This window comes from Nitrosomonas sp. Nm58, assembly GCF_900107335.1.
In the GTDB taxonomy this organism is placed as follows: domain Bacteria; phylum Pseudomonadota; class Gammaproteobacteria; order Burkholderiales; family Nitrosomonadaceae; genus Nitrosomonas.
In genome coordinates this window covers 21,283-44,661 of record NZ_FNPQ01000015.1, presented here as the reverse complement: position 1 = coordinate 44,661, position 23,379 = coordinate 21,283, and the positions used below count along the sequence as shown (strand labels likewise).

Annotated in this window: 18 protein-coding genes; 6 read left to right on the top strand and 12 right to left on the bottom strand. The window is 47.4% G+C overall.

Features of this window, described 5'->3' with window-relative positions:
- Positions 1-125: 125 nt before the first annotated feature.
- Genes BLW34_RS07625 through nadC form a run of 3 tightly spaced genes read right to left on the bottom strand, consistent with a single transcriptional unit; the run spans position 126 to position 4,294 of the window.
- On the bottom strand, positions 126-1,313 hold the full coding sequence (locus BLW34_RS07625) for a class I SAM-dependent rRNA methyltransferase (protein WP_090577801.1): 1,188 nt from the start codon (positions 1,311-1,313) through the stop codon (positions 126-128).
- A gap of 26 nt (positions 1,314-1,339) precedes the next feature.
- Positions 1,340-3,439: an NAD(+) synthase gene (locus tag BLW34_RS07620; protein WP_090577798.1), complete on the bottom strand. Its 2,100-nt coding sequence runs from the start codon at positions 3,437-3,439 to the stop codon at positions 1,340-1,342.
- Positions 3,440-3,442: 3 nt separating this feature from the next.
- Entirely contained in the window at positions 3,443-4,294 is an 852-nt protein-coding gene (gene nadC / locus BLW34_RS07615; RefSeq protein ID WP_090577796.1) for a carboxylating nicotinate-nucleotide diphosphorylase, read from the bottom strand.
- Between the two features lie 378 nt (positions 4,295-4,672).
- Here nadC and BLW34_RS07610 point away from each other — a divergent pair, with 378 nt between their 5' ends.
- Entirely contained in the window at positions 4,673-5,995 is a 1,323-nt protein-coding gene (locus tag BLW34_RS07610) for a hypothetical protein (RefSeq protein ID WP_090577793.1), read from the top strand.
- A 537-nt stretch (positions 5,996-6,532) separates the two neighbouring features.
- Here the strand turns inward: BLW34_RS07610 and BLW34_RS16085 are convergent.
- The gene (locus BLW34_RS16085; RefSeq protein ID WP_177165983.1) at positions 6,533-6,685 is read right to left on the bottom strand and encodes a hypothetical protein; all 153 of its coding nucleotides are present in this window, start codon (positions 6,683-6,685) and stop codon (positions 6,533-6,535) included.
- A gap of 35 nt (positions 6,686-6,720) precedes the next feature.
- Between BLW34_RS16085 and zapE the strand changes: the two genes are divergently transcribed.
- Positions 6,721-7,932 carry a cell division protein ZapE gene (gene zapE, locus BLW34_RS07605; protein ID WP_090577790.1) on the top strand — a complete coding sequence of 404 codons (1,212 nt, stop codon included), beginning with the start codon at positions 6,721-6,723 and terminating at the stop codon, positions 7,930-7,932.
- 230 nt (positions 7,933-8,162) lie between these two features.
- Here the strand turns inward: zapE and BLW34_RS07600 are convergent, their stop codons facing one another.
- From BLW34_RS07600 to BLW34_RS07570, 7 genes are all read right to left on the bottom strand, one after another.
- Positions 8,163-8,669, bottom strand: a complete 507-nt coding sequence (locus BLW34_RS07600; RefSeq protein ID WP_143037885.1) for a type II toxin-antitoxin system VapC family toxin — start codon at positions 8,667-8,669, stop codon at positions 8,163-8,165.
- Between the two features lie 11 nt (positions 8,670-8,680).
- Positions 8,681-10,024 carry an AAA family ATPase gene (locus BLW34_RS07595; protein WP_090577784.1) on the bottom strand — a complete coding sequence of 448 codons (1,344 nt, stop codon included), beginning with the start codon at positions 10,022-10,024 and terminating at the stop codon, positions 8,681-8,683.
- A gap of 311 nt (positions 10,025-10,335) precedes the next feature.
- Complete coding sequence (locus BLW34_RS07590) at positions 10,336-11,592, bottom strand: hypothetical protein (RefSeq protein WP_218138804.1); 1,257 nt, start codon at positions 11,590-11,592, stop codon at positions 10,336-10,338.
- A gap of 140 nt (positions 11,593-11,732) precedes the next feature.
- Complete coding sequence (locus tag BLW34_RS07585; protein ID WP_090577781.1) at positions 11,733-11,996, bottom strand: Txe/YoeB family addiction module toxin; 264 nt, start codon at positions 11,994-11,996, stop codon at positions 11,733-11,735.
- A gap of 2 nt (positions 11,997-11,998) precedes the next feature.
- The gene (locus BLW34_RS07580) at positions 11,999-12,259 is read right to left on the bottom strand and encodes a type II toxin-antitoxin system Phd/YefM family antitoxin (RefSeq protein ID WP_090542244.1); all 261 of its coding nucleotides are present in this window, start codon (positions 12,257-12,259) and stop codon (positions 11,999-12,001) included.
- A 78-nt stretch (positions 12,260-12,337) separates the two neighbouring features.
- Positions 12,338-12,517, bottom strand: coding sequence for a hypothetical protein (locus tag BLW34_RS07575; RefSeq protein ID WP_143037884.1), 180 nt, complete (start codon positions 12,515-12,517; stop codon positions 12,338-12,340).
- A 329-nt stretch (positions 12,518-12,846) separates the two neighbouring features.
- The gene (locus BLW34_RS07570; RefSeq protein ID WP_256203665.1) at positions 12,847-13,269 is read right to left on the bottom strand and encodes a MarR family transcriptional regulator; all 423 of its coding nucleotides are present in this window, start codon (positions 13,267-13,269) and stop codon (positions 12,847-12,849) included.
- Between the two features lie 128 nt (positions 13,270-13,397).
- On the opposite strand from BLW34_RS07570, the gene BLW34_RS07565 reads away from it, so the two are divergent.
- Positions 13,398-14,426 (top strand): fatty acid desaturase family protein, encoded by a 1,029-nt coding sequence (locus BLW34_RS07565; protein ID WP_090577696.1) that lies wholly within the window; start codon positions 13,398-13,400, stop codon positions 14,424-14,426.
- Positions 14,427-14,573: 147 nt separating this feature from the next.
- On the opposite strand, the gene BLW34_RS07560 is transcribed toward BLW34_RS07565, so the two are convergent.
- Positions 14,574-17,285 (bottom strand): UvrD-helicase domain-containing protein, encoded by a 2,712-nt coding sequence (locus BLW34_RS07560; RefSeq protein ID WP_090577693.1) that lies wholly within the window; start codon positions 17,283-17,285, stop codon positions 14,574-14,576.
- A gap of 324 nt (positions 17,286-17,609) precedes the next feature.
- On the opposite strand from BLW34_RS07560, the gene BLW34_RS07555 reads away from it, so the two are divergent.
- The 3 genes from BLW34_RS07555 (at position 17,610) to BLW34_RS07540 (ending at position 23,368) form a co-directional block, all read left to right on the top strand.
- The gene (locus BLW34_RS07555) at positions 17,610-19,274 is read left to right on the top strand and encodes a protein kinase domain-containing protein (protein WP_090577690.1); all 1,665 of its coding nucleotides are present in this window, start codon (positions 17,610-17,612) and stop codon (positions 19,272-19,274) included.
- A gap of 748 nt (positions 19,275-20,022) precedes the next feature.
- On the top strand, positions 20,023-21,291 hold the full coding sequence (locus tag BLW34_RS07545) for an esterase (RefSeq protein WP_090577684.1): 1,269 nt from the start codon (positions 20,023-20,025) through the stop codon (positions 21,289-21,291).
- Between the two features lie 571 nt (positions 21,292-21,862).
- Complete coding sequence (locus BLW34_RS07540; protein WP_090577681.1) at positions 21,863-23,368, top strand: FMN-binding glutamate synthase family protein; 1,506 nt, start codon at positions 21,863-21,865, stop codon at positions 23,366-23,368.
- Positions 23,369-23,379 lie beyond the last annotated feature (11 nt).

Genomic DNA, 23,379 nt, shown 5'->3' with positions numbered 1-23,379 from the left:
CAATTGCGCAGAAAGACGGAAGGAAGATCCTAAAAATGGCTCAATCTTGCTAATGATATATTAAATAATTGTGACAATAGTAGCATGTGCGCTTATTTTCCAGCAATGATGGTCATAGCACAGTTTTAATCTGCCACTCTCAATAGCAATCCTTTGAGGTAGGCGCCTTCCGGAAAGCTCAATAAGATGGGATGATCGGGAGTCGCCATCTGCTGATCGATAATGTGCGCGCTGACGCCTGCATCCAGAGCAGCCCCGGCAACGATTTTCTGAAACAGATCGTTACTGATGCCACTGGAGCAGGAATAGGTTGCCAATATTCCACCCGGTCTGAGCAATTTGAAACCGAGTAGATTGATATCCTTGTATCCGCGCGCTGCCTTGGCTGCAAATGCAGCGGTTGGCGCAAATTTGGGTGGATCGAGAATGATCAGATCGAATTGTCGATTCTGGTCGCGTAATTTGCGCAGCATTTGAAACACATCGGCACATTGCCACTGCAAGGAGTCTATATCCAGTCCGTTAAGCGTAAAATTACGTTGCGCGAGTGCTAACGCATTATCTGATGAATCAACAGACAGGATTGATTTGGCGCCTCCTTGGTTTGCGTATACAGAAAAGCCCCCGCTGTAGCAAAAACAGTTGAGTACTTCCTTGTCTTTTGCCAAAGTACGAATTTTTGCGCGATTATCCCGTTGGTCCAGATAGAACCCCGTTTTTTGTCCATGGGCGACATCCACTGCAAAATGCAAACCATATTCTTTAATCGTCAGATCATGTGGCAATTCACCCCATAACACCCCTGTGCGTTTGGTCAGGCCTCCTAATTCGCGTACCTCAGTATCGGAACGCTCGTAAATGCAGATTGGGTCACATAACGCCTTTAAGATGTCCAGCAGGGTTTCGCGCCAGCGTTCAACACCCATACTGCCTATCTGGATAACCAGCACGCGATCATAGCGATCAACCACCAAACCAGGCAAGCCGTCGGATTCTCCGTGCACCAGGCGAGAACCTGTACTCTGCTGCGACAAACCCAAATCTTTGCGAAGCGCTATTGCTTGAGTGAGCTTGCGGTAAAAGAATGCGTCGTCAATGCGCTCGTCTTGCTGCCAGGACCACACACGCGCTGCAATAGGTGCTTGGGAATGATAGGCGGCATGCGCAAGAAAGGCACCCTGGCTGGTGTATATCGGTACGGTGTCGCCATTGCTCGGGTAGCCTGCTACACGGTCAATCGCGCCTGAATAGACCCATGGGTGCCGACGCAACAGGGATTTTTCTTTTCCTGCCTTGAGGATGATTTTCTTCATGAAATTTTAGGTGGTGAGCTCAGCAATCAAATCATTTCTTTATTGGGTAGATCATCATCAGGTGCAACATCAGGAATGCGTGTAATGCAATCAAGCCATATTGTCGCTTCACTGTCGCTCGGGGCCCGATAATCTCCACGGGGCGAGAGTGAACCGCCCGATCCTACCTTGGGGGCATTGGGGATGCAGCTGCGCTTGAATTGGCTGATTTGGAAGAATCGATAGGCGAAAACCCGCAGCCAGTGCTTGATCTCACCAATGGTGTATTGGTTTCTCCGGTTCTCGGGGATGTTGGGCCAGCGGCCTTGTACACGGTTACGCCAGCTACAATAGGCCAGAAAAGCAATTTTTGTCGGCAGGTAGCCAAACCGTGTTGTGTAATACAAATTGAAATCCTGCAATTCATAGGGACCCATAATGGCTTCCGTGCGTTGAGAGGGTTGATTGCTATCTGCTGTTCCCGGAACTAACTCGGGGCTGATTTCCGTATCCAGGATTGCACGAAGCACACGGCTTGCTTCATTACCGAGCTGATCGGTGTCAGCAATCCAGCGAATCAGAAATTGAATCAGTGTCTTGGGCACGCTGGCATTGATGGCGTAGTGTGACATGTGGTCACCGACGCCATAAGTACACCAACCTAAAGCCAGCTCGCTCAGATCGCCGGTGCCAAGCACCAAGGCATGATGGTGATTTGCGAGGCGAAACAGGTGGTTGGTGCGTTCACCTGCTTGCACGTTTTCAAACGTGACATCATAGACCGGTTCGCCGTGGATGAAGGGATGGTCGAGATCGCGCAGCATTTGCTCGCAACTTGGCCGGATATCGATTTCATGCGCAGTGCAGCCTATCGCTTGCATCAGGTCCCTGGCATTGGCCAAGGTGTGTTCGCTGGTGGCAAATCCGGGCATAGTGTAGGCGAGAATGTGCGTATGCGGTAAGTGCAGGACATCCATCGCACGAGCTGCCACGATGAGCGCATGGGTGGAATCCAGCCCTCCTGAAATACCGATAACGATCTTCTGGATGCCCGTATGCTTCAGTCGCTTCACTAAACCCTGCACCTGGATATGGTAGGCCTCAAAACAATGCGCATCGCGTGTAGCGGGATCGGCGGGAACATAAGGAAAGCGATCATACTGGCGCTGACAAAGTAACTGAGTGCTCGTTGGGAAATGGATCTCAAAGGAAATTTCACGGAATGACCGGACTTCTTGTTGATGATGGTGCGCACTTTGACTGAAACTATTTTGCCGCATGCGTTCCTGAATCAGGCGATCCAGATCAAGATCAGCGAATATCAGTTGAGAGCCTTCCTGAAATCGGCTCGATTCAGCGAGGGGCGTGCCATTTTCATAAACCATGGCGTGGCCATCCCAGGCGAGATCAGTGGTCGATTCGCCAGTGCCGGCAGCTGTGTAAAGATACGCCGCGAGACAGCGTGCCGACTGATTGGCTACCAGGCTACGACGATAGGCATGTTTGCCGATCGTAATATTAGAGGCGGAGAGATTCAGCAGCAGGGTGGCACCTGCAAGAGCTGCGTGACATGAAGGGGGAACCGGCACCCAGAGATCCTCGCAGATTTCCGTAAAAAAGCTGAGGTGCGGCTGGTTTTTCGCTCGAAACAATAATTTTTCCCCGAACGGGATGGCGCTTTGGCCGCATAACGTGATGGTGTCGCAGCTGGCTGCAGCAGCAGGGGCAAACTGCCGCAACTCATAGAATTCCCGATAATTAGGAAGGAAGGTCTTGGGGACGATACCGAGAATACGGCCGCGATAAACAATAGCGGCACAATTGAAGAGGAGGTGATTCACCTGCAGCGGTAATCCGACGAGCGTAATGAGTTCAAGCTGCTTTGAAGCAGTCAATATTTTGTCGAGCGCATTGATTGCGCCCTCAAGCAAGGTCTGTTGATGGAATAAATCTTCACATGAGTAAGCTGTTAATCCCAGCTCCGGAAAAAGGGCGAGAATGGCATGCTGTTCAGCCGCTTGTGCCATCAGTGTGATGGTTGCAGAGGCGTTAAATAATGGATCAGCCACACGCACATCCGGTATGCCCACCGCGACACGTATAAAACCATGGCGATAGAGATTGAAAAATTCTGCGTCTGTTTGCATAAGCTAAGCAGTCGGTAGAAAGCGCATCGATAAATCGAGCGCTTTGACATCTTTGGTCAGACTGCCGACAGAGATTCTGTTTACCCCGGTTTCCGCAACCGCACGAACGTTTGCCAAGGTGATATTTCCTGAGGCTTCCAGAATCGCGCATGGGTTTGTCAGTTGTTGATTCAACGCGACCGCTTCATACAATCCTGCCGGATCAAAATTATCCAGCAGGATCATGGTTGCACCGGCAGTTAGCGCTTGTTGTAACTCATCCAGCGTTTCGACTTCAATTTGTATAAACACACCCGCAGGTGCGATCTCTTTTGCCTTTTGCAAGGCGAGCTTGATGCCTCCTGCAGCAATGATGTGATTTTCCTTGATGAGTATGCCATCATGCAGACCGAAGCGATGATTCTCGCCGCCGCCGCATTTCACCGCGTATTTCTGAGCGAAGCGTAACCCGGGTAGGGTTTTGCGCGTATCGACGATCATTGCGCCGGTACCTGAAACGGCATCCACATAGCGCCGGGTTTGGGTGGCGACCGCAGAAAGCAATTGCAGAAAATTCAACGCAGTCCGCTCCGCTGTCAACAAAGCCCGGGCGTTTCCGGTTATTTCACACAGTTTCTGATCAGCCTGAACGATCTCGCCATCCTGAACAAACCAGTTCAATTCAATGTTAAGTGAAAGTTGCCGGAAACATTCCTCAAACCAGGCAATACCACATATTACCGCTCGTTCTCTACTGATAACGCGGGCGAGCAACGTTTTATCAACGGGCACCAGCGATGCGGTCAAATCGCCTTTGCCGATATCTTCGGCCAATGCCAGAGTGACATTCTTCTTGATTTCTTCATGCCCTATCATGGATATTCAATCTTCACTATGCTTTTAATCGCTTCATTGTATAGCAATTGACTGGATCCTGATTCAGGCGATTCACATTCCTCATTTCTTCGTTCCAAAAATGAATGACCCGCTGCTATCTTTCCTTGGCTAAATAAAAATAAACCTGCTTCGAAAGGTGTCTATCTCTATGATAAGACAGGGTGTGGAAAATCCACACGGATGTATCGATTAGCAGTCTATTGCATGGAATGTAAGGTTATTTCTTACGTGTTTGCACGTATTTAATTGTTTTCTGTTTTCCGATAAATTGCCAATATGGTCAATAGCATCATGATGTAGGACCATAAATTATCTCTTTAATCATTTGATGTTGTTTTGCTTAAACGAGGAGGCTGCATGGAATCTACCGAACCATTTATCAAAAATACCAAGAAAAGCACATTGGTTATAAGCAGCAGATCTAATAATGAGCATTTGGAGGAAAATCGCTTCTGGCGTCTTGCCGCTGTATTTGCCTTGGCAATCGTCTTCGCCATTTTGGGAGCCGCCCCGGCAAGTTGGGCGGCGCAGGGGGCGAGAGTCTCTGACGATGGTGAACAGAGGCACCGCGATGGACAGGCGATTTTTCGTTTCGATACCTTCGGTGACGAGCAACTGTGGACAGACGTGCTACGAATGCACGAAGTCATTGTGACGGTCAATCCGGCAACCGCGTTAGCCGTTGGCCTCAAGGTCGATGTTGAGGCCTTGCCGCAGGAGATCGTTGCGGCGCTTCTGGCTGGCCAGATTGATCTGACAAACTCCGCGGTGACAGTGGAACTGCTGCGCCTGAACGCAGTCGTCGGCGTGAAGGGTAGCTTCGACGAAGCAGGTCAGCTTGCCAAGGTCGGTGTGACGTGTGCGCTGTGCCACTCGTCTGTCGACAATTCGTTTGCGCCGGGCATTGGCAAGCGGCTCGACGGATGGGCCAATACCGACCTGAATGTCGGTGCGATCGTCGCATTGTCGCCGGCGCTGGACGATGCAACCAAAACGGAGTTCAGTAACTGGGGGCCGGGTAAGTATGCTCCACGGCACCACTTCTTTGACGGAACCAACATCATTCCGCTCAATAGTCCCTCCAAGCCAATTGTCATTCCGCCGATCTATGGATTGGAGGGTGTTGGTTTCGAGACGTACACCGCGGATGGACCTATCTCCTATTGGAACAGTTATGTTGGCGTGGGGCAGATGGGCGGCCATGGGAACTTCAGCGATCCACGTATCGGCATTACCATCAAGCAGGCCCCGGATCTGGTCACATCGAAGCTGCCGGCCCTGCTGGACTATCAATTGAGCTTGCGGGCTCCAAAGGCTCCAGAAGGGAGTTTCGATCGAGCGGCTGCTCATCGGGGCAAGCGTCTGTTCCATAACGAAGCCGGCTGTACTACCTGCCATCAGTTGCCGAACTTCACTGACGTGCTGAGCGGCCCAGATCGGCGCGTGCCATTGCTGCATGATCCATCCGAAATTGGCAGGGACCCGACGTACGCCGCGAGATCTGCTACGGGAAAATACCGGACAACGCCACTGCGAGGGCTCCTGCAGCATCCGCCCTATTTTCATGACGGGAGTGCACCAGACCTCCCCGCCGTGGTCAATCATTATGACAACCACTTCAGACTGAATCTGACAACAACACAGAAAGCAGATCTCGTCGAATACCTCAAGTCGCTCTAACAGCGCATCAAGTTAGAGGACGGGCACCCGAACGGCGGCACCGCTCACACCGGACCGCTGTTATCGCTGGCAGCGTTGTGAAATACAACGCTCTCGTTGAAAGCCACCAGACGATGTACTGATTTCACTTGTTCTCTGCTAAGCCTGGAGGTGAGGATAGCGCGCGTAGTGATGTTCTCAGTGCCGAGGTTTGCTCAAGCCGTGCTATTTTCACTGCCTGATACTGGACGGAGGGTTCTCTTGCCTTCATGCAAATAGAGCGTTTATTCTACCTCTAGCCCGAATATTTCATAAATTGGCACGTGCCCCTCACTTGTCTTTTGATTAATAAGAAAGATTTTGCTCAGTCGGGTGTATGAATCACTACACCCCTCCTTCTCAAAACTTCCCTATTAATCAAAATCCTGCGTGATCATCACGCGAATTTATGAAATATTCGGGCTAGGTGCAACAGTGTTTTTTTGTTATTTCCAATTCAAAAATGAAACATGAAGTCTATTAAATCGTTGTTGATATTTGCGGCAATGCTGATGATAATCAGGCCAGCATTGAGTCAGTCAGAGACTGTCTATCTAGAAAAAAACAGTCAACGATGAGGCGGTATTTAACCGCTTTGCCTTGTGTGTTAACAAGTCGCATGACCGGGCAGCATTCGCGGCCTTGCGTAATGAGTTGGAGAAATTTTGCCATATCGTCGCTTCATTTAATAGTCTCAGCGGTTAAACATGAAATACTCAATTGAAGAAACCGGACCTGAAGCTGAGTATCAAACACTGATGCAGGCGGGGGAGCTCAAGCCGGATGCGAATCAAGTCAAAGCGGTGGCCTCATTGGAACGATTACACCGCGAGTTGATCGATTATCCCGAGATTGGCAGTCAGCGTCGTGGATTCTCGTTTAAAAATGGGTGGCTTGCTGGCTTCTTCCCTTGGTCAGGAAAGGATAAGCCCACCCCTAAGGGTATCTATCTCTATGGCGGAGTCGGGCGCGGCAAGTCGATGTTGATGGATCTCTTTTTCTCTGTGGCGCCTACGACATCCAAGCGGCGGGTACACTTCCATGAATTCATGTTAGATGTTCATGCGCGACTTAAGGAAGCGCATGATCTTGCTGCACAGAAACGGGCGCAGCGGGGTGGGCGTGCCAGCGATACCGATCCGATTTCCGCTATCGCACGGGGAATAGCCCGTGAAGCGACCCTACTCTGTTTTGACGAGCTGCAAGTCACGGATATCGGGGATGCCATGGTGCTGACGCGATTGTTCACGGCGCTGTTTGATCTAGGCGTGATAGTGGTGGTGACTTCCAACAGGCCGCCCGATGATCTTTACAAGCACGGTTTGAATCGCCAGCGTTTTCTGCCTTTCATTGAGCAGATCAAAGAAAGGCTTGAGGTCGTTCCGCTCGATGGACTGATTGATTATCGCTACCACCGTTTGAAGGGCGCTGAAACGTATTATTTCCCGATTAATGAGGAAACCACCGCTCAATTATCGGCAACCTTTTTCCGCCTGACTGATCGACGTGTGGAAGATCGGGCAAAGGTGCCCAGCGAAACGCTGAATGTGCAGGGGCGCACATTGTTTGTCCCCAAGGCGGCGCGTGGCGTAGCGGTTTTCTCGTTCAAACGGCTATGCGCGAACCCGCTGGGCTCAGCAGACTATCTCGCCATCGCCAGAACCTATCATACCGTCATCATGGTTGCGATCCCACAATTCAGCCAGGAAAATAGCGATCAAGCCAAACGTTTCATCACTTTTATCGATGCGCTCTACGAGCATAACGTCAAATTCTTATGCTCGGCCGCTGTGCCCCCTCAATCGCTTTATGCAGGAGGTACGGTCAGCTTTGAATTTGAACGCGCAATTTCCCGGTTGATGGAAATGCAGTCAGAGGACTATCTGACCAGAGGGCATGGCAGGATTGTTGGGGATTAAAAAACTCCCTGCAGTTAGCGAATCATCAATGCTCGCATCTAAGGGTTTACCATTGAATTTAGCATAGATAAGTGAGTGAATATTTTGGTGTGAGTTACGTGATCGTGATTCGGCTGGCTAAACAGGCAGGAAGGGTGAGGGAGGCGGGAATGTCAATTGTAAGGCCTGACCCCAGAATTTTTTTGTAGTGAGTGCAGCGAACGAAGAATGCGTCTGCGTTTACGGCATTGTTAGGGGGTGCCAAGAGTACCAATCTGATTCCTACTTAATTTATTGCAAGGGGTGCATATGCTGGCAATGTGTTTATCTGTAAGTAACGAAACATTTCGTATTGATTGATATATTTTTGGTTTTTTAACCCTTCCTTTGTAAAACTCAGTTCGCTTCAAATAAGGCATCGCCCGCTTATCATTGGTGCAAATAATATTACATCCCGACGCAAGCACTATTGCAATAAGGTGTGGATCATCAAAGTCCTTGTTTGGTTCTAATTCGGTAAGTTTAGCCTCATATGCATCAACATCTGTATCACAAATAGGAACCATCTTTCCTGCTCGCTCCAAAGAGGCAAAAAATTTTAAATACTTTTTTGCTGTCTTCATTTCATTTTTGTACTTAGTGCCGCCATAAACCAGCTTCCCTTTCCCGGTTACTACCCAATTTAGAGCGGGCTGGAAATTCTCGTGATTTTCATTGCTTGGATCAAAAAAGGCTCCAAATACATTTGCATCTAGCACGAAGCACATAATCAGAGGCCCAGCAATTCCATTTCTTCTTTCATGAAAAATTCGCGGTATGACTCCGGTTGATTGGAATCGAATTCTCCTGACTCATCTATTTCAATGCGTGTGACCTTATTGCCCGACTCGGTTCTTTCAAAAAACAAAACTTGTGATCTAGGCTTCTGCTCTGATTTTCTAAGCAATATCCTGTATCTATCGATTGCGTAATCGCTGTGGGTTTCTATTATAAATTTTTTATTTTCCAAGATTGCCATATCAAAAAATGCTTCCCCCAATGCTGCCTGGGCTTTTGGATGAAGGTGAACTTCGGGTTGTTGAATTGCAAACCAAGAATTCCTTGAACGTGAAAATATTTCCACGATGACTGGCAATGCTTGTGAGACACCATAGCCAACGCTGCTAACGCTTAAAGGATGCTCTCCAAGAATGACATCTAGCTCAAAGGGAGCTGTGGTTCCACGACTATAATTCTTGATCTCCACCCCTTTAAACAGTCCACTATTCCCTCCAACTTTTTGAATAAATTTTATAAATTTTTCTGAATCTTGTTTGCTATCTAATTTTTTCTTTATCAGATACGGCGTATGATCGCCTTCAGGTGAAAATTCTAGGCTGAATTCATCATATGTTTTTCTCGGTTTGGAGCGAATTGGAGCTAGCCAGGCTATATCATGAAAGAAAGAGGATACTTCAAATTGAACACGATCATTGTCGGAGCTTTCTGAGTCTAATATGTCTTCTATATATGAGATTATGACGATAGGAGGTGCCTGCCTTAAAAAAAACTTTGATTCTTTTAATATGGTGTAGCCAGTTGAATCTTCTTTGTACTCATCCACCCACGCATTGAATTCTGTGTCAATAAACTCTACGGCGCTTAAATTCCTTTGAATTTTACGATACTTATATCTAATGCTTTTCCCAACATATTTAACTAACACCTCCATTCCATTTCTATAACTAATAAGTGACGACAGTTTTGGTATGCCCTCATGCTCTGTAAATGTCATTATCAAGGCAATAAGAGAAGAATGATCTTCCTGCAGTGATTTTCTTGGTTTATTCTTTGAATTATTTTTTCGCCCAAGGCCTTGATCAAATACCAAACCTACCGAAAAATAGGATTTATCTAATGAACTAATGCTGACAACATCTCTAAATGTTCCAAATCCTACTTTTCTAAAATCGAATTCATTCTTTAACCAAAAATCAGGTGGTGATAGTAACTTGATCAAACCTAATATTGATGTTTTGCCAGTGCTGTTTTCTCCAACCAAAAAATTAACATCATCAATAGGTACTAACGTTTTAGAGAAACCTCGATAATTGTCTACATAGATAAAGTTCATTCTGTGATCCTATTTCCCCTAACAAGTAATTATATAGTTTCTGTATATCTAGCATATTCCAGAATAAGGAATAATAAAATTGCAGTATTAGCCCGATTTGCTAACTGTATATCATCAAAATGGAATGATATATAGTTCCGGAGATCATGACATTTGGGTTAGGGTCATGCCTTACATTTGACTTTTCTTACTTTTCCTTTCAGCCCATTTGACTATCTGGCTCACGATCGCCCAGCTCACATCAAAATACCTGCTTATCAATGTCGAATGATAGGCCCCTCATTGTGCTTTGTAGTTAAATGACCATGCTTCTATATCTTGTCAGGATGAACAATGCCCGCATTCACTAGCCTTTTCACCCACGCGCTACGTTTGCTGTGTACGCTTTGCAGTTTCACTAAGCTGTGGCGAAAATCATCTTCGCGTCCTGCCTGATTCAAAGCTTCGGAAAGATCTATCAACGCCTTTAGGGCCTGATCATAGGCAAGGCCGGAGCCACGTTGTAACGTTTTATCGATCATCGCCCATGCTGTTTTTGAATCGGCAGCCAATTGTTCCAAATATTGTTTGCGTTCTGCTTGACGTTTTGCATCCTCAGCTGCTTGCAGTTGTTGCTCGTGTCCAAGACGCTTGATTCTGGTGATATCGCGCGCAACATCGATTTCAGCCATGGTGCGACGCATTGGATTCTGAGAGTTTGGCAAGTGTTCTCGCTGCCAGCTCAAGAAACGCTGCTGTAACTTACGCTCAGCTTCCTGTCCTCGTTTTTCCAAAAGCAAACGCATAGTTGCACGCATATCATCTAACGACTGGGTTGCAATCCAGTTATTGATGTCGGGATCAATATTATTGCGGGCAGGTAAAGCTTGACTGGCTGTGGCGGCAGCGGCCAGCCAATCTGGGTCGATCAACAAGAAGGTAGTCAATGCAGTCTGTGCAGGTGTGAGCGATTGAAGGCCTGGAGGAATCGGAGGTTCGAGATCATTCTGACCTATCTCCCCATTACATACCCGAGCCAGCCAACCCAAGTAAAGTGGACGTGTATCACCGCGCATTAGCTCATCGCGTATCGGAAGTAAGCTAGCCATCCACCCTGGACCGTCCTCTTGGCTCCAGAAGCGTTCGTAGCGCCCGGAATCGTCGTTAAAATTCCATTGGAGTATCCAATGGTTAGATGTTTGGGTAACGACAAAGGCCTCAACATAAAATGATTGCGCATCTGTTTGGGAGAGTGCAGTAAATTGCTTCAGAGTTTCCGCATCCAATGAAGAAATTGGTAAACGTAGCATCAAACAGCACGACCCCCAGTTAGCCGAATAGACGTGCGCATCGAAATAGCGTTGCATCCAATTCAGCGGGTCGCCTTTTAGATCGCCCCAGTGATACTCATTAATGAAGCTTGTGGCGGTAATTGTGGCACGCGATGAACGACTGCGCAGCTCGGCTTGTTGCTGGGAGGTAAGCGGCTGGTCGACTCGACAGCCATAAATTCGTAATACTGGTATTCGCTCATGAGTATATGCTTGCTTGAGATTAATTTGCCCGTTGTTAATTTTGTCTATAAGCAATTACGCGGATTTAAGTTTTAGCGACGAAGAAGTTATTGCTCTCTATTTTTTTGGGGTCAGTAGTTACATGAGATCTTCAAAAGAATTAAATAGTAAGTAGGGGGCACGATTTTTCTATTGCCGTCCGTCCGCTATTACCTTTAATCGTCATAGTGAAAACGACAAGCAATAATGACCAGTTCGGTATCAGTTGCTCGATATACCAATCGATTTTTCTCATCAATACGTCTGGACCAGTAGCCTGATAATTCGCCCCGTAGCGGCTCGGGTTTGCCGATTCCGGTAAATGGGTCACTTACGGTCGCATTGATCAGCAGATTTATCCGCTTGAGCGTCTTTTTGTCCTGCTTTTGCCAATACAAATAAGCTTCCCATGCATCGGGAACAAATCGAATGGCGCGCACCGTCAATCAATGGGGTGGAGTGAATGCTCTTGCGCCTGCCCGGCTTTGTCTTGTGCAATTGCCCGTGCCAACGCGGCTGCATTGGCAGGATGACTGGTCAGATGCAAGGTTTCCATAATGCTATTGTAGCTATCCAGTGACATGACTACTGCATCACCTTCTGCATCACGACGGCTGATGATGGTTACATCTGCATCACGAACAACATCGTCTAATATGGATTTTAGTGCGTTACGCGCATAGGAATAGGTTACAACTTTCATAACTGATATTTGTTTAACTTGGCCAATAAATTGTACAAGTATAGCTGGAATAAATAACAAAGCAAATTAAGAAAAGAGCTATTCCGGTTGCTTGTCCTGCCGGTCTTGAGATTGCTGTGCTTGCCAGTCTATAGCCAATAAATCATAAATATTGATCCATTCTCCTTCCACTTTGAGCGCCAGGTCAGGATTGAAAACATAAGTCCGATTGAAGCGTGCCAATACGGAGTGATATGTGTTGTCAAATATGGAGTCCATATGATTAAGCAGCGAGTAGATTTGCATAGTATCGCTGTGTAAATTCTGCTGGTGATAGGTAACCCAATTTTTCCTGTTTGCGCTGCCGGTTATAAAAGATCTCCACATCGGGGTCAGGTCGCGAATCAAGAAAATAAGAGCGACGATTGGGGGGTGTTATTCGCAAGAACAAGAATTCTTGATCTTGGACCTAGACCCTTTCTGTGCTTTCTGTGGTATTCGTGCATTCGTGGTGAATGGCGTTGTTGATATGCTGGTCACAGGTGCAGAGTTGAAGTTCAATAACCAAGGTCAGCAGCCCTCTGGGTTTGGCGAGATACAGCATTTTGTTATGAATGGGGGGGCTGAGAATCCGGTAAAGAAAATGTTTCGAACACTGAAATGGAGTAATCGAGGAAAAGCTCGATTTTTCGCTTGAGATCTGCAGACATCGTGATCCGCTTTGAACGCAGATCTTCCGGGTCCGGATGCTCGACGAGGAAGCCGTGATCGATGGCAATCTGAATATATTTGACAGCGGTGCGCTGACTAATGTGTGGCATGAGCCGATGCAGCTCGGACTTGTAAAAAGTATCATTGCGCCTCAGCCACATTTGTGTGAAGAGATCATAGTAGTTCAGGTCGTGGAAGAGTTCATCTCCCAGAACTTCCATCCAATAGTGATCTGTACAGTTAATTAGCTGAATGAACTGACGGCGCCTGGTGTTTGGGTATTTCTTGGGTTTGGCCAAGGTTTTGATTTTTGTTTGCATTTTCGGAATCCACTCCTGTTAGTTCGGCATCATTCTATCGCTTGATTGCATGTAAATTTGCATGCATAATTGCTTCTGTTTGGGTGTTTCTGTAATTCAAGAATTAGCTAAAAAGGAGGCTATCGATCATGATTCATAAAATAGAGAAAATCTGGCTTCGTTACAAGGGCAGCTTGCGTCCAACCATTTCGGTTCTGCTTTATTGTCAATTGGCTTATTTTGGTGGAGCAGCACTTATTCTATCCCTGAACCCAGTCTTTATGATTATTGGCACACTCGCGATGGCTCACGGCATGGTGATTGCCGCTTATATGATCCACGATTGTGGGCACAATACCCTATTCAAGTCGCCGCGTCATAATGCCATGCTGGGAAAGGCGTTAAATTGGCTTACTGGCAGTTGTTACGGAACTTACGAAGATTTGCGCGCTAATCACATGCAGCACCACGTGAATAACGCCGATGTCATAACGCTTGACTACAGAGGTTATCTCGCGCACGCTCCAATTCAGCGCAAAATTGTGCAGGGATTGGAGTGGTTGTATATACCCGTTGTGGAGTTTCTCATGCATGGAGTACTCATGCTTGCGCCGTTCCTTTTTAAGGACAAAAAGAACCAGCGGTTGCGAGTCACCCTGATAATCATGATCAGATTCAGCTTGCTTCTCGCAGTGTTCCTCTATTCGCCAATGGCCTACATATGCTATGTCATCGCCTATACCATTTTCTTGACGATTTTGCGCTTCATGGATGCGCTTCAGCATAACTATGGCCTGATGCTGGCAACCGATCATCACTTCGACCTGGTAAAGCACAGGGGCGATCGGGATTATGAAGAGTCTCATACATTCAGCAACCTGATCTCAGTCAACCATCCGTGGCTAAATCTTCTTACGCTCAACTTCGGTTACCACAACGCCCATCATGCAAAGCCTACAGCTCCCTGGCACGAGCTGCCAAAGCTGCATAGAGAGCTGTATGGTGACCAGGGAGATTTCGTCATTCCGTTTGGTAAGCAGCTGTCGAGCTTCCATAAGGGGAGAGTGGCGCGAGTGTTCGGCGATGAGAGCGAGACGCGAGGGAGCCAGTTTGTACAACGTCTCCAAAACGGTTCCGCAGTAGGTACGAATGGCATATCTTTCTTAACCCCGCTGTAATCGAAAAGGGGAATGATATCAATCTTCTGAAGCAAGCATAGGGCGCAATTTTTATTGCGCCGAATTAAAAAAATACCGGTGCAATGCGCTTCGCTTATTGGCACCCTACAACTACTAAAAGATTAAGCGCGATACGATAGGTTTTAGTTATTGCAGTACCGATTTTTCTATAGCCAATAAATCATAAATATTGATCCATTCTCCTTCCACTTTGAGTGCCAAACCAGGATTGAAAATATAGGTTCCACGCATGATGCGGTAAAACAATTTGCGGTTGTAGCGATCGTCCTTGTTGATTTCGTTCTTCGCCAGAATACTGGACAGATAAGCCCGTTGTTTGCGCCGTTCAGGCAAAATGCTGTAGGGAATGTGCTGCACTGCATCGATAAAATCCTGGCTGGAGAAACCGGCAGGCCGGTAAAACGTTTTTTTCGTCATTACGCGACAAGACAGGGAGATCATTAGATTGAGCATGAAGAACTCCATGGTGTGCTGGTCGAGTTTGATCAAATGACCGTCGACCTGAATGCTCATGTTGGTGGGTTCGAGCTGCTCGTAGATATCGGCCAGTTTTTTTTTGGCATAGCTTTCGCTGCGAGCCGTTTGCGCAAGCGCGATTTGAAACGCGATTAGACCGTTGCTGTCGATTTTTTCAGTATCGGCGCCCAATTCAACCAGCGCCTTGATTACTTCGGTATTGCCCATCCAGGCAGCGACCATTAGCGGCGTTTGATTAAAAATATTGCGAAAATCCGGACCATATAGATCGACATGCTTGAGGACAGCGTCGGGTTTTTTAAAGCTGTAGGCGCTGTAGTGCTTTTGTTGCAGCATCTGCAAGCTTTTTTCAGGATGTTGTGCGGCTTTGAATCCGGCGTTCTGCAAGCTATCTATGATGTCTTGGTTTTCATAAACCAGGCCGTATTCGAGCAGAGTCATTCTGGCGTTCTTGTCAGCATGGTCAAAGGCTTTCTGTTTTAGACCGATCAGTGTTGCGTTGCTGATGATTTGCCAGTCCGGTGTTCTTTGTTTGAGAATTTCATTGCGTATACGCTCAGCTTGTTCCTGCTTGCCCTGGAGTTCGAGTTTATGCGCTTCTAGGCGCCAGGCATCCAGACTGGATTGCTGGCTGGCAAGCTGCAGACTTTCCTGGGCGTTGCGCAACCCCAGCAGATCCAGCAACGGCTGCCTGGGGTTGCTTTCAATCCAGTACAGGTTTTTAACCGCCCTGGTCAGCGCAACATACAACGCATTGATATAAAACTTGTAGATCTCCAGCGATTTGTCGGTTTTATCCTTGGCGCGAGCATATTTAATGTCCTGATCCAGATCAGCAGGGCTGACACCCTTACTGATTTCACGATAGCGGCTTTCTTCCTGGCTCAGGAAGTTGTAGAGGATGATGTTCTCATATTCCAGCCCCTTGGCTTCCTGAATGGTAAATATCAGCGGGGTGCTGAAATACTGTTGTGCTGCTGGTTTCTGCTCGGCTGTCATGACGATAATGGCGAACAGCGTAGAAGCTCTGGTTTTGCTGTCCAGTTCCTGGCGAACTGAAGCCGTATCCTGCAAAAATAACACTTGGCCCTGGTTGTGACCGTTGCTTTCAACCAGATAATGGCTTTCTTTGTCGATGGAGCCAAAGCGCTGGTTTTTAATTTTTAAAATCTTGTTGGCAATATCGGTAACTTGCGGTGAATTACGGTAGTTGGTGTTCAGAATCCGGATCAGTTCGTTGGATGGCTGAATATCATCCTGCCGATAAAACAGGCTTTTTACTTTCGACCAGGAAAAGAAGTTGGGATGAACGATCTGATTGGAGTCGCCGCACAGGATAAAATCCTGTGTTTGACGGAGCGATTTGATGATCAGGTAGAGCTGTATATTGGTTAAATCTTGTACTTCATCAACTACGACAAAATCGTAGCGTGGTTGTGAGTGTTGCAGGTACTGATGACTGACGATATTGCTATCATAAAGGTGTTCTTTCTGTAAGAAAGCCAGGTATTTTTCAAATACGTCATATACCAGCTCGCGTTCTTCGCTCAGAAAGATAGATTCTTTCACGCCCAGATTCAGATAATCTGCACGGCTTAACCAGCTTTTATCGGTGGCGGGCCCAGTGATAACGCCGCGAAACTCCTCGAACAGTTTATGTGCATCTTTCAATGGCCCCTGACGATAGCGGCTAAACCACTGCTGAAAGGCCTGAAAGGTGACAGGTTTGCCTTCCGGCACGCGAATACTCTCGAGAAACTCCTGGAACGATAAAAAATCAATCTGCTGATCAGGGTTATCGTAATGATGCGCGTAATACAAATCGCGGGAATTCTTGACCAAATAGGCAGACTGGGTTACATACAGCACATCCCCTACCGCCTGTTTCATTTTTTCCAGCGTCAGCGCTGTCTTGCCGCTGCCAGCCGAACCGATCACAATAAGCGGCGGCTGCAAATCATAAATTGATTGTTGGCGGTCATCAAAAGAGATGATTTTGTCCAGCAGATTAAACGACGTATGGTTGGGATTAAGATAAAACAGCTGTTTTTCGCTGATTTCATCAGGTTTGAGTATGAGCGGAATGTTATCTTCATTAATATGGCTGACCTGACGTAGAAAACGCGAATCCTGGTAAGCATGATTTTTGATAAATTCCAGAATCAGCGCATAATTTTCTTCTTGGTAACGATAAACCGAGAACAGCAACCGATCACGCTGATTAAGCTTGGCTCGATATAAATTATTGCCGACCTTTTTAACATCAGCCGATTTGAAGTTATCATCTTCCAGGTATTGTTGTAACTTGGCGAAACCCGGAATAGTTTTGGGGTTAAGCTCATTGTAAACAAGGATTTTCATAGAATGCTACAGATAATGGTTACGTGGTCGAAGTAGTTAAAAGAGGCCGAGTGTATAGGGAAGATCGTGAATCCAGATTCAAAGAACGACTTTTGTTGGGAGATGGGTGTAATTTACCGATACTCCAAAGAATACTTCATGAGAAGTTCTAAAGCCAAGAACTTTGAGAGATGGTCAGATGCAAGGCGCTTGGAGTACAGTAACCGAGGCATATCAAGTAAGATAGGCAAGGAGAGCGAGTGCTGCGTAATAGCACAGATGACCAACTGCCGCGGCTTTTCAGCAATCCGTTAAACGAGATCAGAGAAAGGGGTAATACATATCATGACGCACACACATGATCAAATTCTGCCGAAAGGTACGCAACTCGGTGTCTACGAAATTAAGGATACCTTAAAAATTGGCGCATTTGATATCACCTATCATGCCTGGAATCATCATCTTAAGGAGCGGGTCGATATCCAGGAGTATTTTCCTCACGATTTAGCCATGCGTGTAAATGATGGTCCTAGTGTTGAACCGAAATCTCTGGATGATAAAGAGAGTTTCGAATACGGGTTAAAGGCATTTTTGGATCAGGCTGAGCGTCTTACACAGATCGAACACCCCAATATTGTCGCTGCTGAGAATGTGTTGCGGCTCAATGGAACGGCTTACCTGATTATGGCTCGCCAGGAAGGCGTATCGCTTTCTAAGGTAATCCAGCCTCCTGCTTCACTGGCTGAAACGGAATTAAAATTCATTCTGGTATCGATTCTGAATGCGCTGCAGAAAATCCATGAATGCAAAATAGTGCATGGTGGTATCCAGCCGGCAGCGATTTTTCTGAGCGAGAATGGCGAACCGCTGCTGACTCATTTCGCTGCGGCACGCCTGGCGATTGCTGCGCGTACCTCTCAACTTGCCGATGAATTAGCTGCTGGCTATGCGCCCGTAGAACAATATGAACAGGCTAATCAATCCAGCCCTGCCACTGATTTTTATGCGCTGGGCGCAACGATGTACTATTGTATGACGCATCGCCAGCCCGATACCGCTCAGAGCCGGATAATGGCATTAAGCAGCGGTGAGCCCGATCCGATGACTTTACCCACCGACTCCGCGACACCCTATACCGCGGAATGGTTGCAAGCAATCAATTGGATGCTGCGGCCTGACTATAACGATCGACCGCAATCTGCGGCGGAGATTCTGGCGCTGCTTAAACCAGAGTATACCGGCGAGCAAGGCAAAGCTATTACTTCCCAGCAAAAAGCCACGGATGAGGCCATGCGTAGTTCGGTAGACAGACATTCCATAGTGGCTGGAGTCATGGCTGGGATCATCGCATTGATTGCTGTTGGCGTATGGTATGGTGAAAAAACTTCAGAATCATTAGATGATCAATCCGATACAGTCGCCGCGCAGCTTCCATCTGAGGATCGCACTGATGAAACCCCCACCATGCCAGAGGCACCAGAGGACCTATCTGTTGCTTTGGCCATTACCCAATCAAGCCAGCCAGAAAGTGATCAGATATCCGAAAACATACCTTCTCCAGCAAGCACGCCGGTTTCCGAACCAGTACCAGAGGATGTCACGATAACAACTGATCTGGAATCCGATAAAGACCTGCAGTTGGCCGCAACCGATTCTCCGCTACCTCAGCCTAAGTATCAGAATGTGTCAGATAAAACATTTGACGAGGTATTAATCAAATCGCACTTAGCGGCTGCTGAGAAAGCCATGAGAGCCGCGCGCTTCACTACACCGCAAAGAGATAATGCCTTTAAATACTACCAAATGGTGCTTGCCATCGACCCAGGCAATGCGGGCGCGCTTTCCGGGTTACAGAGAATAGTTGATCGTTATGTTCAATTTATCGCCAAAGCAAGCATTGAAGGCAGGCTCGATGAGGCCAGACTGTATCTGCAAAGGGCTGAGTCTGTCTTGCCAGATGATCCCAGATTACATCGCATTCGGGCAGAATTAGCGGTTGCTAAAGAGTAATTAATTAGATGTTCAAATTTGATTTAAAAGTTGATAAGGGCAGACTCTCTGTCTGTCCTACAATTCTGCATTACCATAGAGTTTCCTGAATGAGTTGATAATCATCTGGTGGTGGTTCAGTCTTGATTAACCTAATCAGGCTGCGTTTTGCAAACAGGTTAAGTGCTAACAGCCTCAGGATTTGTTGCAGAGATATTTTGACTGGATGACTCAATCTGATGAATGCCAAAAGAGAAGATACACATATGGCCTCCAGATTTGTATCATCACGGCATTTTTGCTGATACCTGGAGCCGCTTGATCTTGAGGTTTGAGTAAGGTAAGCCAAGTTTGACACACGCGTTATCAACCTTCCTGCGTTCCGTTACGTCGCAAACGCGGGAAGATTTCTCCTTAAATCAAGTCCAACTGGTAACTTCATCGTACTTTCCCTCAATGCATATTGCGACCAGGGAAAAGCCTGAGTGACCGATCAATGAATGAAGCATTCAGGGCATAAAGCGGATTCTTAAAGCCAAAAGTCATGTTTAGGGGCATGCCTGATCGCCTGTCAATAAAGATTACTCTTACGTGTTTGTACGTATTTTTTTAACCAGCATATTTCGATAATCTATTAAAGCATCATAGCGTAATAGAGAAAGTGTTTGTTTTTCCTCTACCTTCGTTCTTTCGGCATCTTCCTGTACCCGGTGAGCGCGCAGGATGTCAGATCACTGGTTGACAAAATTAAAAAGAGGAGGGTTTTCAGATGAATATTGCAACTCAAAAAATACTACTGTTGGCGTTGTTGACCACGTTGCTGTCTGCCTGCACCTCGAATGATATCTATCGCAGCAGATTCAGTAGCTGTGTAGTGACACCGCAGGAGTCGTGTGAATCTCATACCATTCAGTATCACAACAGGGCTACAGATCAGGAATATTTGCTCGGTTTTGTCGAGATGGATGATCAAGGGCAACTCCGTGACCGAGCGCAGATGCAGGCACTGCTTGACGAGCTTTACATCATGGCGGCCAGCCAGAGTTTACTGATCAATGTTTTTGTTCATGGCTGGCATCACGACGCCAAGCAGGGCGATGCTAATGTGGAGAATTTCAAGGCCAGCCTGGCAGAGCTGAGCCAGGTTGAAAGTAGCCTGCACTTGCATAAAACACCCCGCAAGGTGGTGGGAGTCTATGTCGGCTGGCGCGGGGAATCGATTGGCGTGCCCTTGCTGAACAACGTCACTTTCTGGGAGCGCAAGAATACGGCGCATGAGGTGGGGTATCTTGGCATGACCGAGCTGCTAGTGCGGCTGGAGGAGATCAGCAACGTCAAGAACACCCAGGAGCCGCCGGTGAAGAGCCGTCTGGTAGTGGTGGGTCATAGTTTTGGCGGCGCAGCGGTCTATAGCGCTACCGCCCAGATTCTTGCCAACCGTTTTGTCGACAGCCTCACCGGTAAAAACTATGTCGGTACCGCAAAGGGGTTCGGAGATCTTGTAGTTCTGCTTAATCCTGCTTTCGAGGCGCTTAAGTACGCGCCACTCTATGATTTAGCCCAGGCCCGTTGCAGCTATTTCGAAGATCAGCCTCCGCGTCTGGTGATACTGACCTCCGAATCTGACTATGCCACCAAATATTTCTTCCCTATTGGCCGGGTCTTCTCCACTTTTTTCGAGACCCACGGTATGATCGAACGCAACGACTGCGAGCGGCCGCTCACCTACAGCGAAGGTGCAGCAGATCGCCACACGGTTGGTCACTTTGAACCGTTGCAGAGCCATGAATTACTTCCTGCCAGCAATGAAAGGGAGGCGCCTTACCACACTGCAAGAAATATCTGGTCGCAGCAGCAACCAGGAGGCACGATGCAGTTCGGTAGCACCGAATTGGTGAGTTTGGATCGGACCGTTATCCGCAATCCTTACCTTAATGTGAAGGTTGATAAACAGCTGATTAAGAATCATAACGATGTGTTCCGTTTCGAAATCATGGAGTTTCTGCGCATGTTAATTGTCTTGTCCACTGGAGAGTAAAGCTTCACCTGAATCGTTGTAAGCCGCCGTATCAAACTGGCATCATCATCCAACGAGGCTGCTCGCGCTGCAGACGGCGAGCTGGGAGATTTCTTGTGCCTCTATTTGATGAACCGGAGTGTGCCATTGACGTCATTTCACAACACGGCGCGGATGCGCCCAACCACGATTGTTGAAGACATCGACAGACACTAAGAGTCCTTCGAAGTCGTTATTCAAGAGTTGATTGAATAACGAAGATTGACTGTGGTCCGTTTCGAGTAACAAGAAGCGGGAGATCGCATGTCATCCTATTTTTCTTGAATCGTCTTTACCCATAGCCCGAATATTTCATAAATTCGCGCGTGCCAATTTATGAAATATTCGGGATAGTTCTATCAATGCCAGACTGATATTCTTCTTGATTGCTTGATGCCATACCATGGGATACTCAATTTTCGATAAGCTATCTATCCCGTTAAGTGGATAGAATTCTTCAATTCATGATCCAAGCTGCATGAACTCATGATGCTTTCAGTAAATTTGCTTACTGGGCGTAACCGATTATTTTAGGAAGGTAATTGAATTCAACATGTCGAACGTCACGAATCTGATCATTTATAGTATTGGCACTATCCTGGGATTAATCATCGTGGGCGCTGTGGTCACGCTATTTATCCGCGACATCACTCAGAAACAGCATACGATATTGCGCAATTATCCCATTATTGGCCGATTGCGCTATTTTTTCGAGATCCAGGGAAAGTATTTTCGGCAATATTTGTTTTCCGGTGATCGAGCTGAATTACCCTTCAATCGTGCTACCCGGTCTTGGGTATATAAAAATGCCAAGAATAAGGGGGGAATTATCGGCTTTGGGTCGACTTATGACTTGCGGGAACCCGGTGCGATCATTTTCGTCAATGCGGCTTTTCCCATTCTGGAAGAAGATCAGTTACCAACGCCTTCGCTATTAATTGGTGAAGGTTATTGCCGGCACCCTTTTGAAGCCAAATCGATTATCAATATCAGTGGCATGAGTTATGGCGCCATTTCCGCGCCAGCGGTGCGTGCCTTGTCACTGGGTGCGGCCAAGGCCGGGTGCTGGCTCAATACCGGAGAGGGTGGGCTTTCACCCTATCATAAAGAAGGCAGGTGCGATGTGATCATGCAAATCGGTACCGCCAAATATGGCATCCGGGATGAAAACGGCAATTTTTCTCCCGCGCGTGCCAAGGAAATTGCGTCATTCGTCAAGGCCTTTGAGATCAAGCTTTCACAGGGCGCCAAGCCAGGCAAGGGGGGCGTACTACTTGGTCCCAAGGTGCATCCTGAGATTGCGGCTATTCGCGGTATTCCTGCTTTTCAGGATTCTATCAGCCCCAATCGCCATTATGATATTGGCAACATCGATGAGCTGCTCGATAAAATTGCCTATATCCGCGATTTAACCGGACGTCCGGTAGGTGTCAAGACGGCCATTGGCGGCTGGCGCTTTATCAATGAGCTTTGCGATACCATTCATCAGCGTGGGTTAGAGTACGCGCCTGATTTTCTGACCATCGATGGTGGAGAAGGTGGCAGCGGCGCCGCGCCTCAAACACTCGTCGATCATGCGGGTCTGCCGATTGCAGAGGCGTTGCCGCGCGTGGTGGACGCACTCATTGAATCCGATTTGAAGAAACGGATACGTGTCATTGCGGCAGGTAAACTGGTAACCTCGGCGCATGGCGCGTGGGCATTATGCGCCGGTGCAGATTTTGTCAATTCGGCACGCGGTTTTATGTTTTCGTTGGGTTGTATTCAGGCGATGCGCTGCCACCTGAATACCTGCCCAACAGGCGTGACAACGCATAATCCACGGTTGCAACATGGCCTGGTCGTTGAGGAGAAATATTTGCGCGTCGCTAACTATGCGACGAATGTTAATAAGGAAATTGGCATGATCGCGCATTCTTGTGGACTCAGGCACGCCCGTGAGTTCCGACGTGAACATGTGCGAATCGTAGAAACCGCAGGAAAGAGCATCGCATTGAATATGCTGTATCCTTATCCTGAAGTGCGTAGGGAGTTTAATAAAGAAGTTCTCAAGGGTTAAGGGTTGAAATT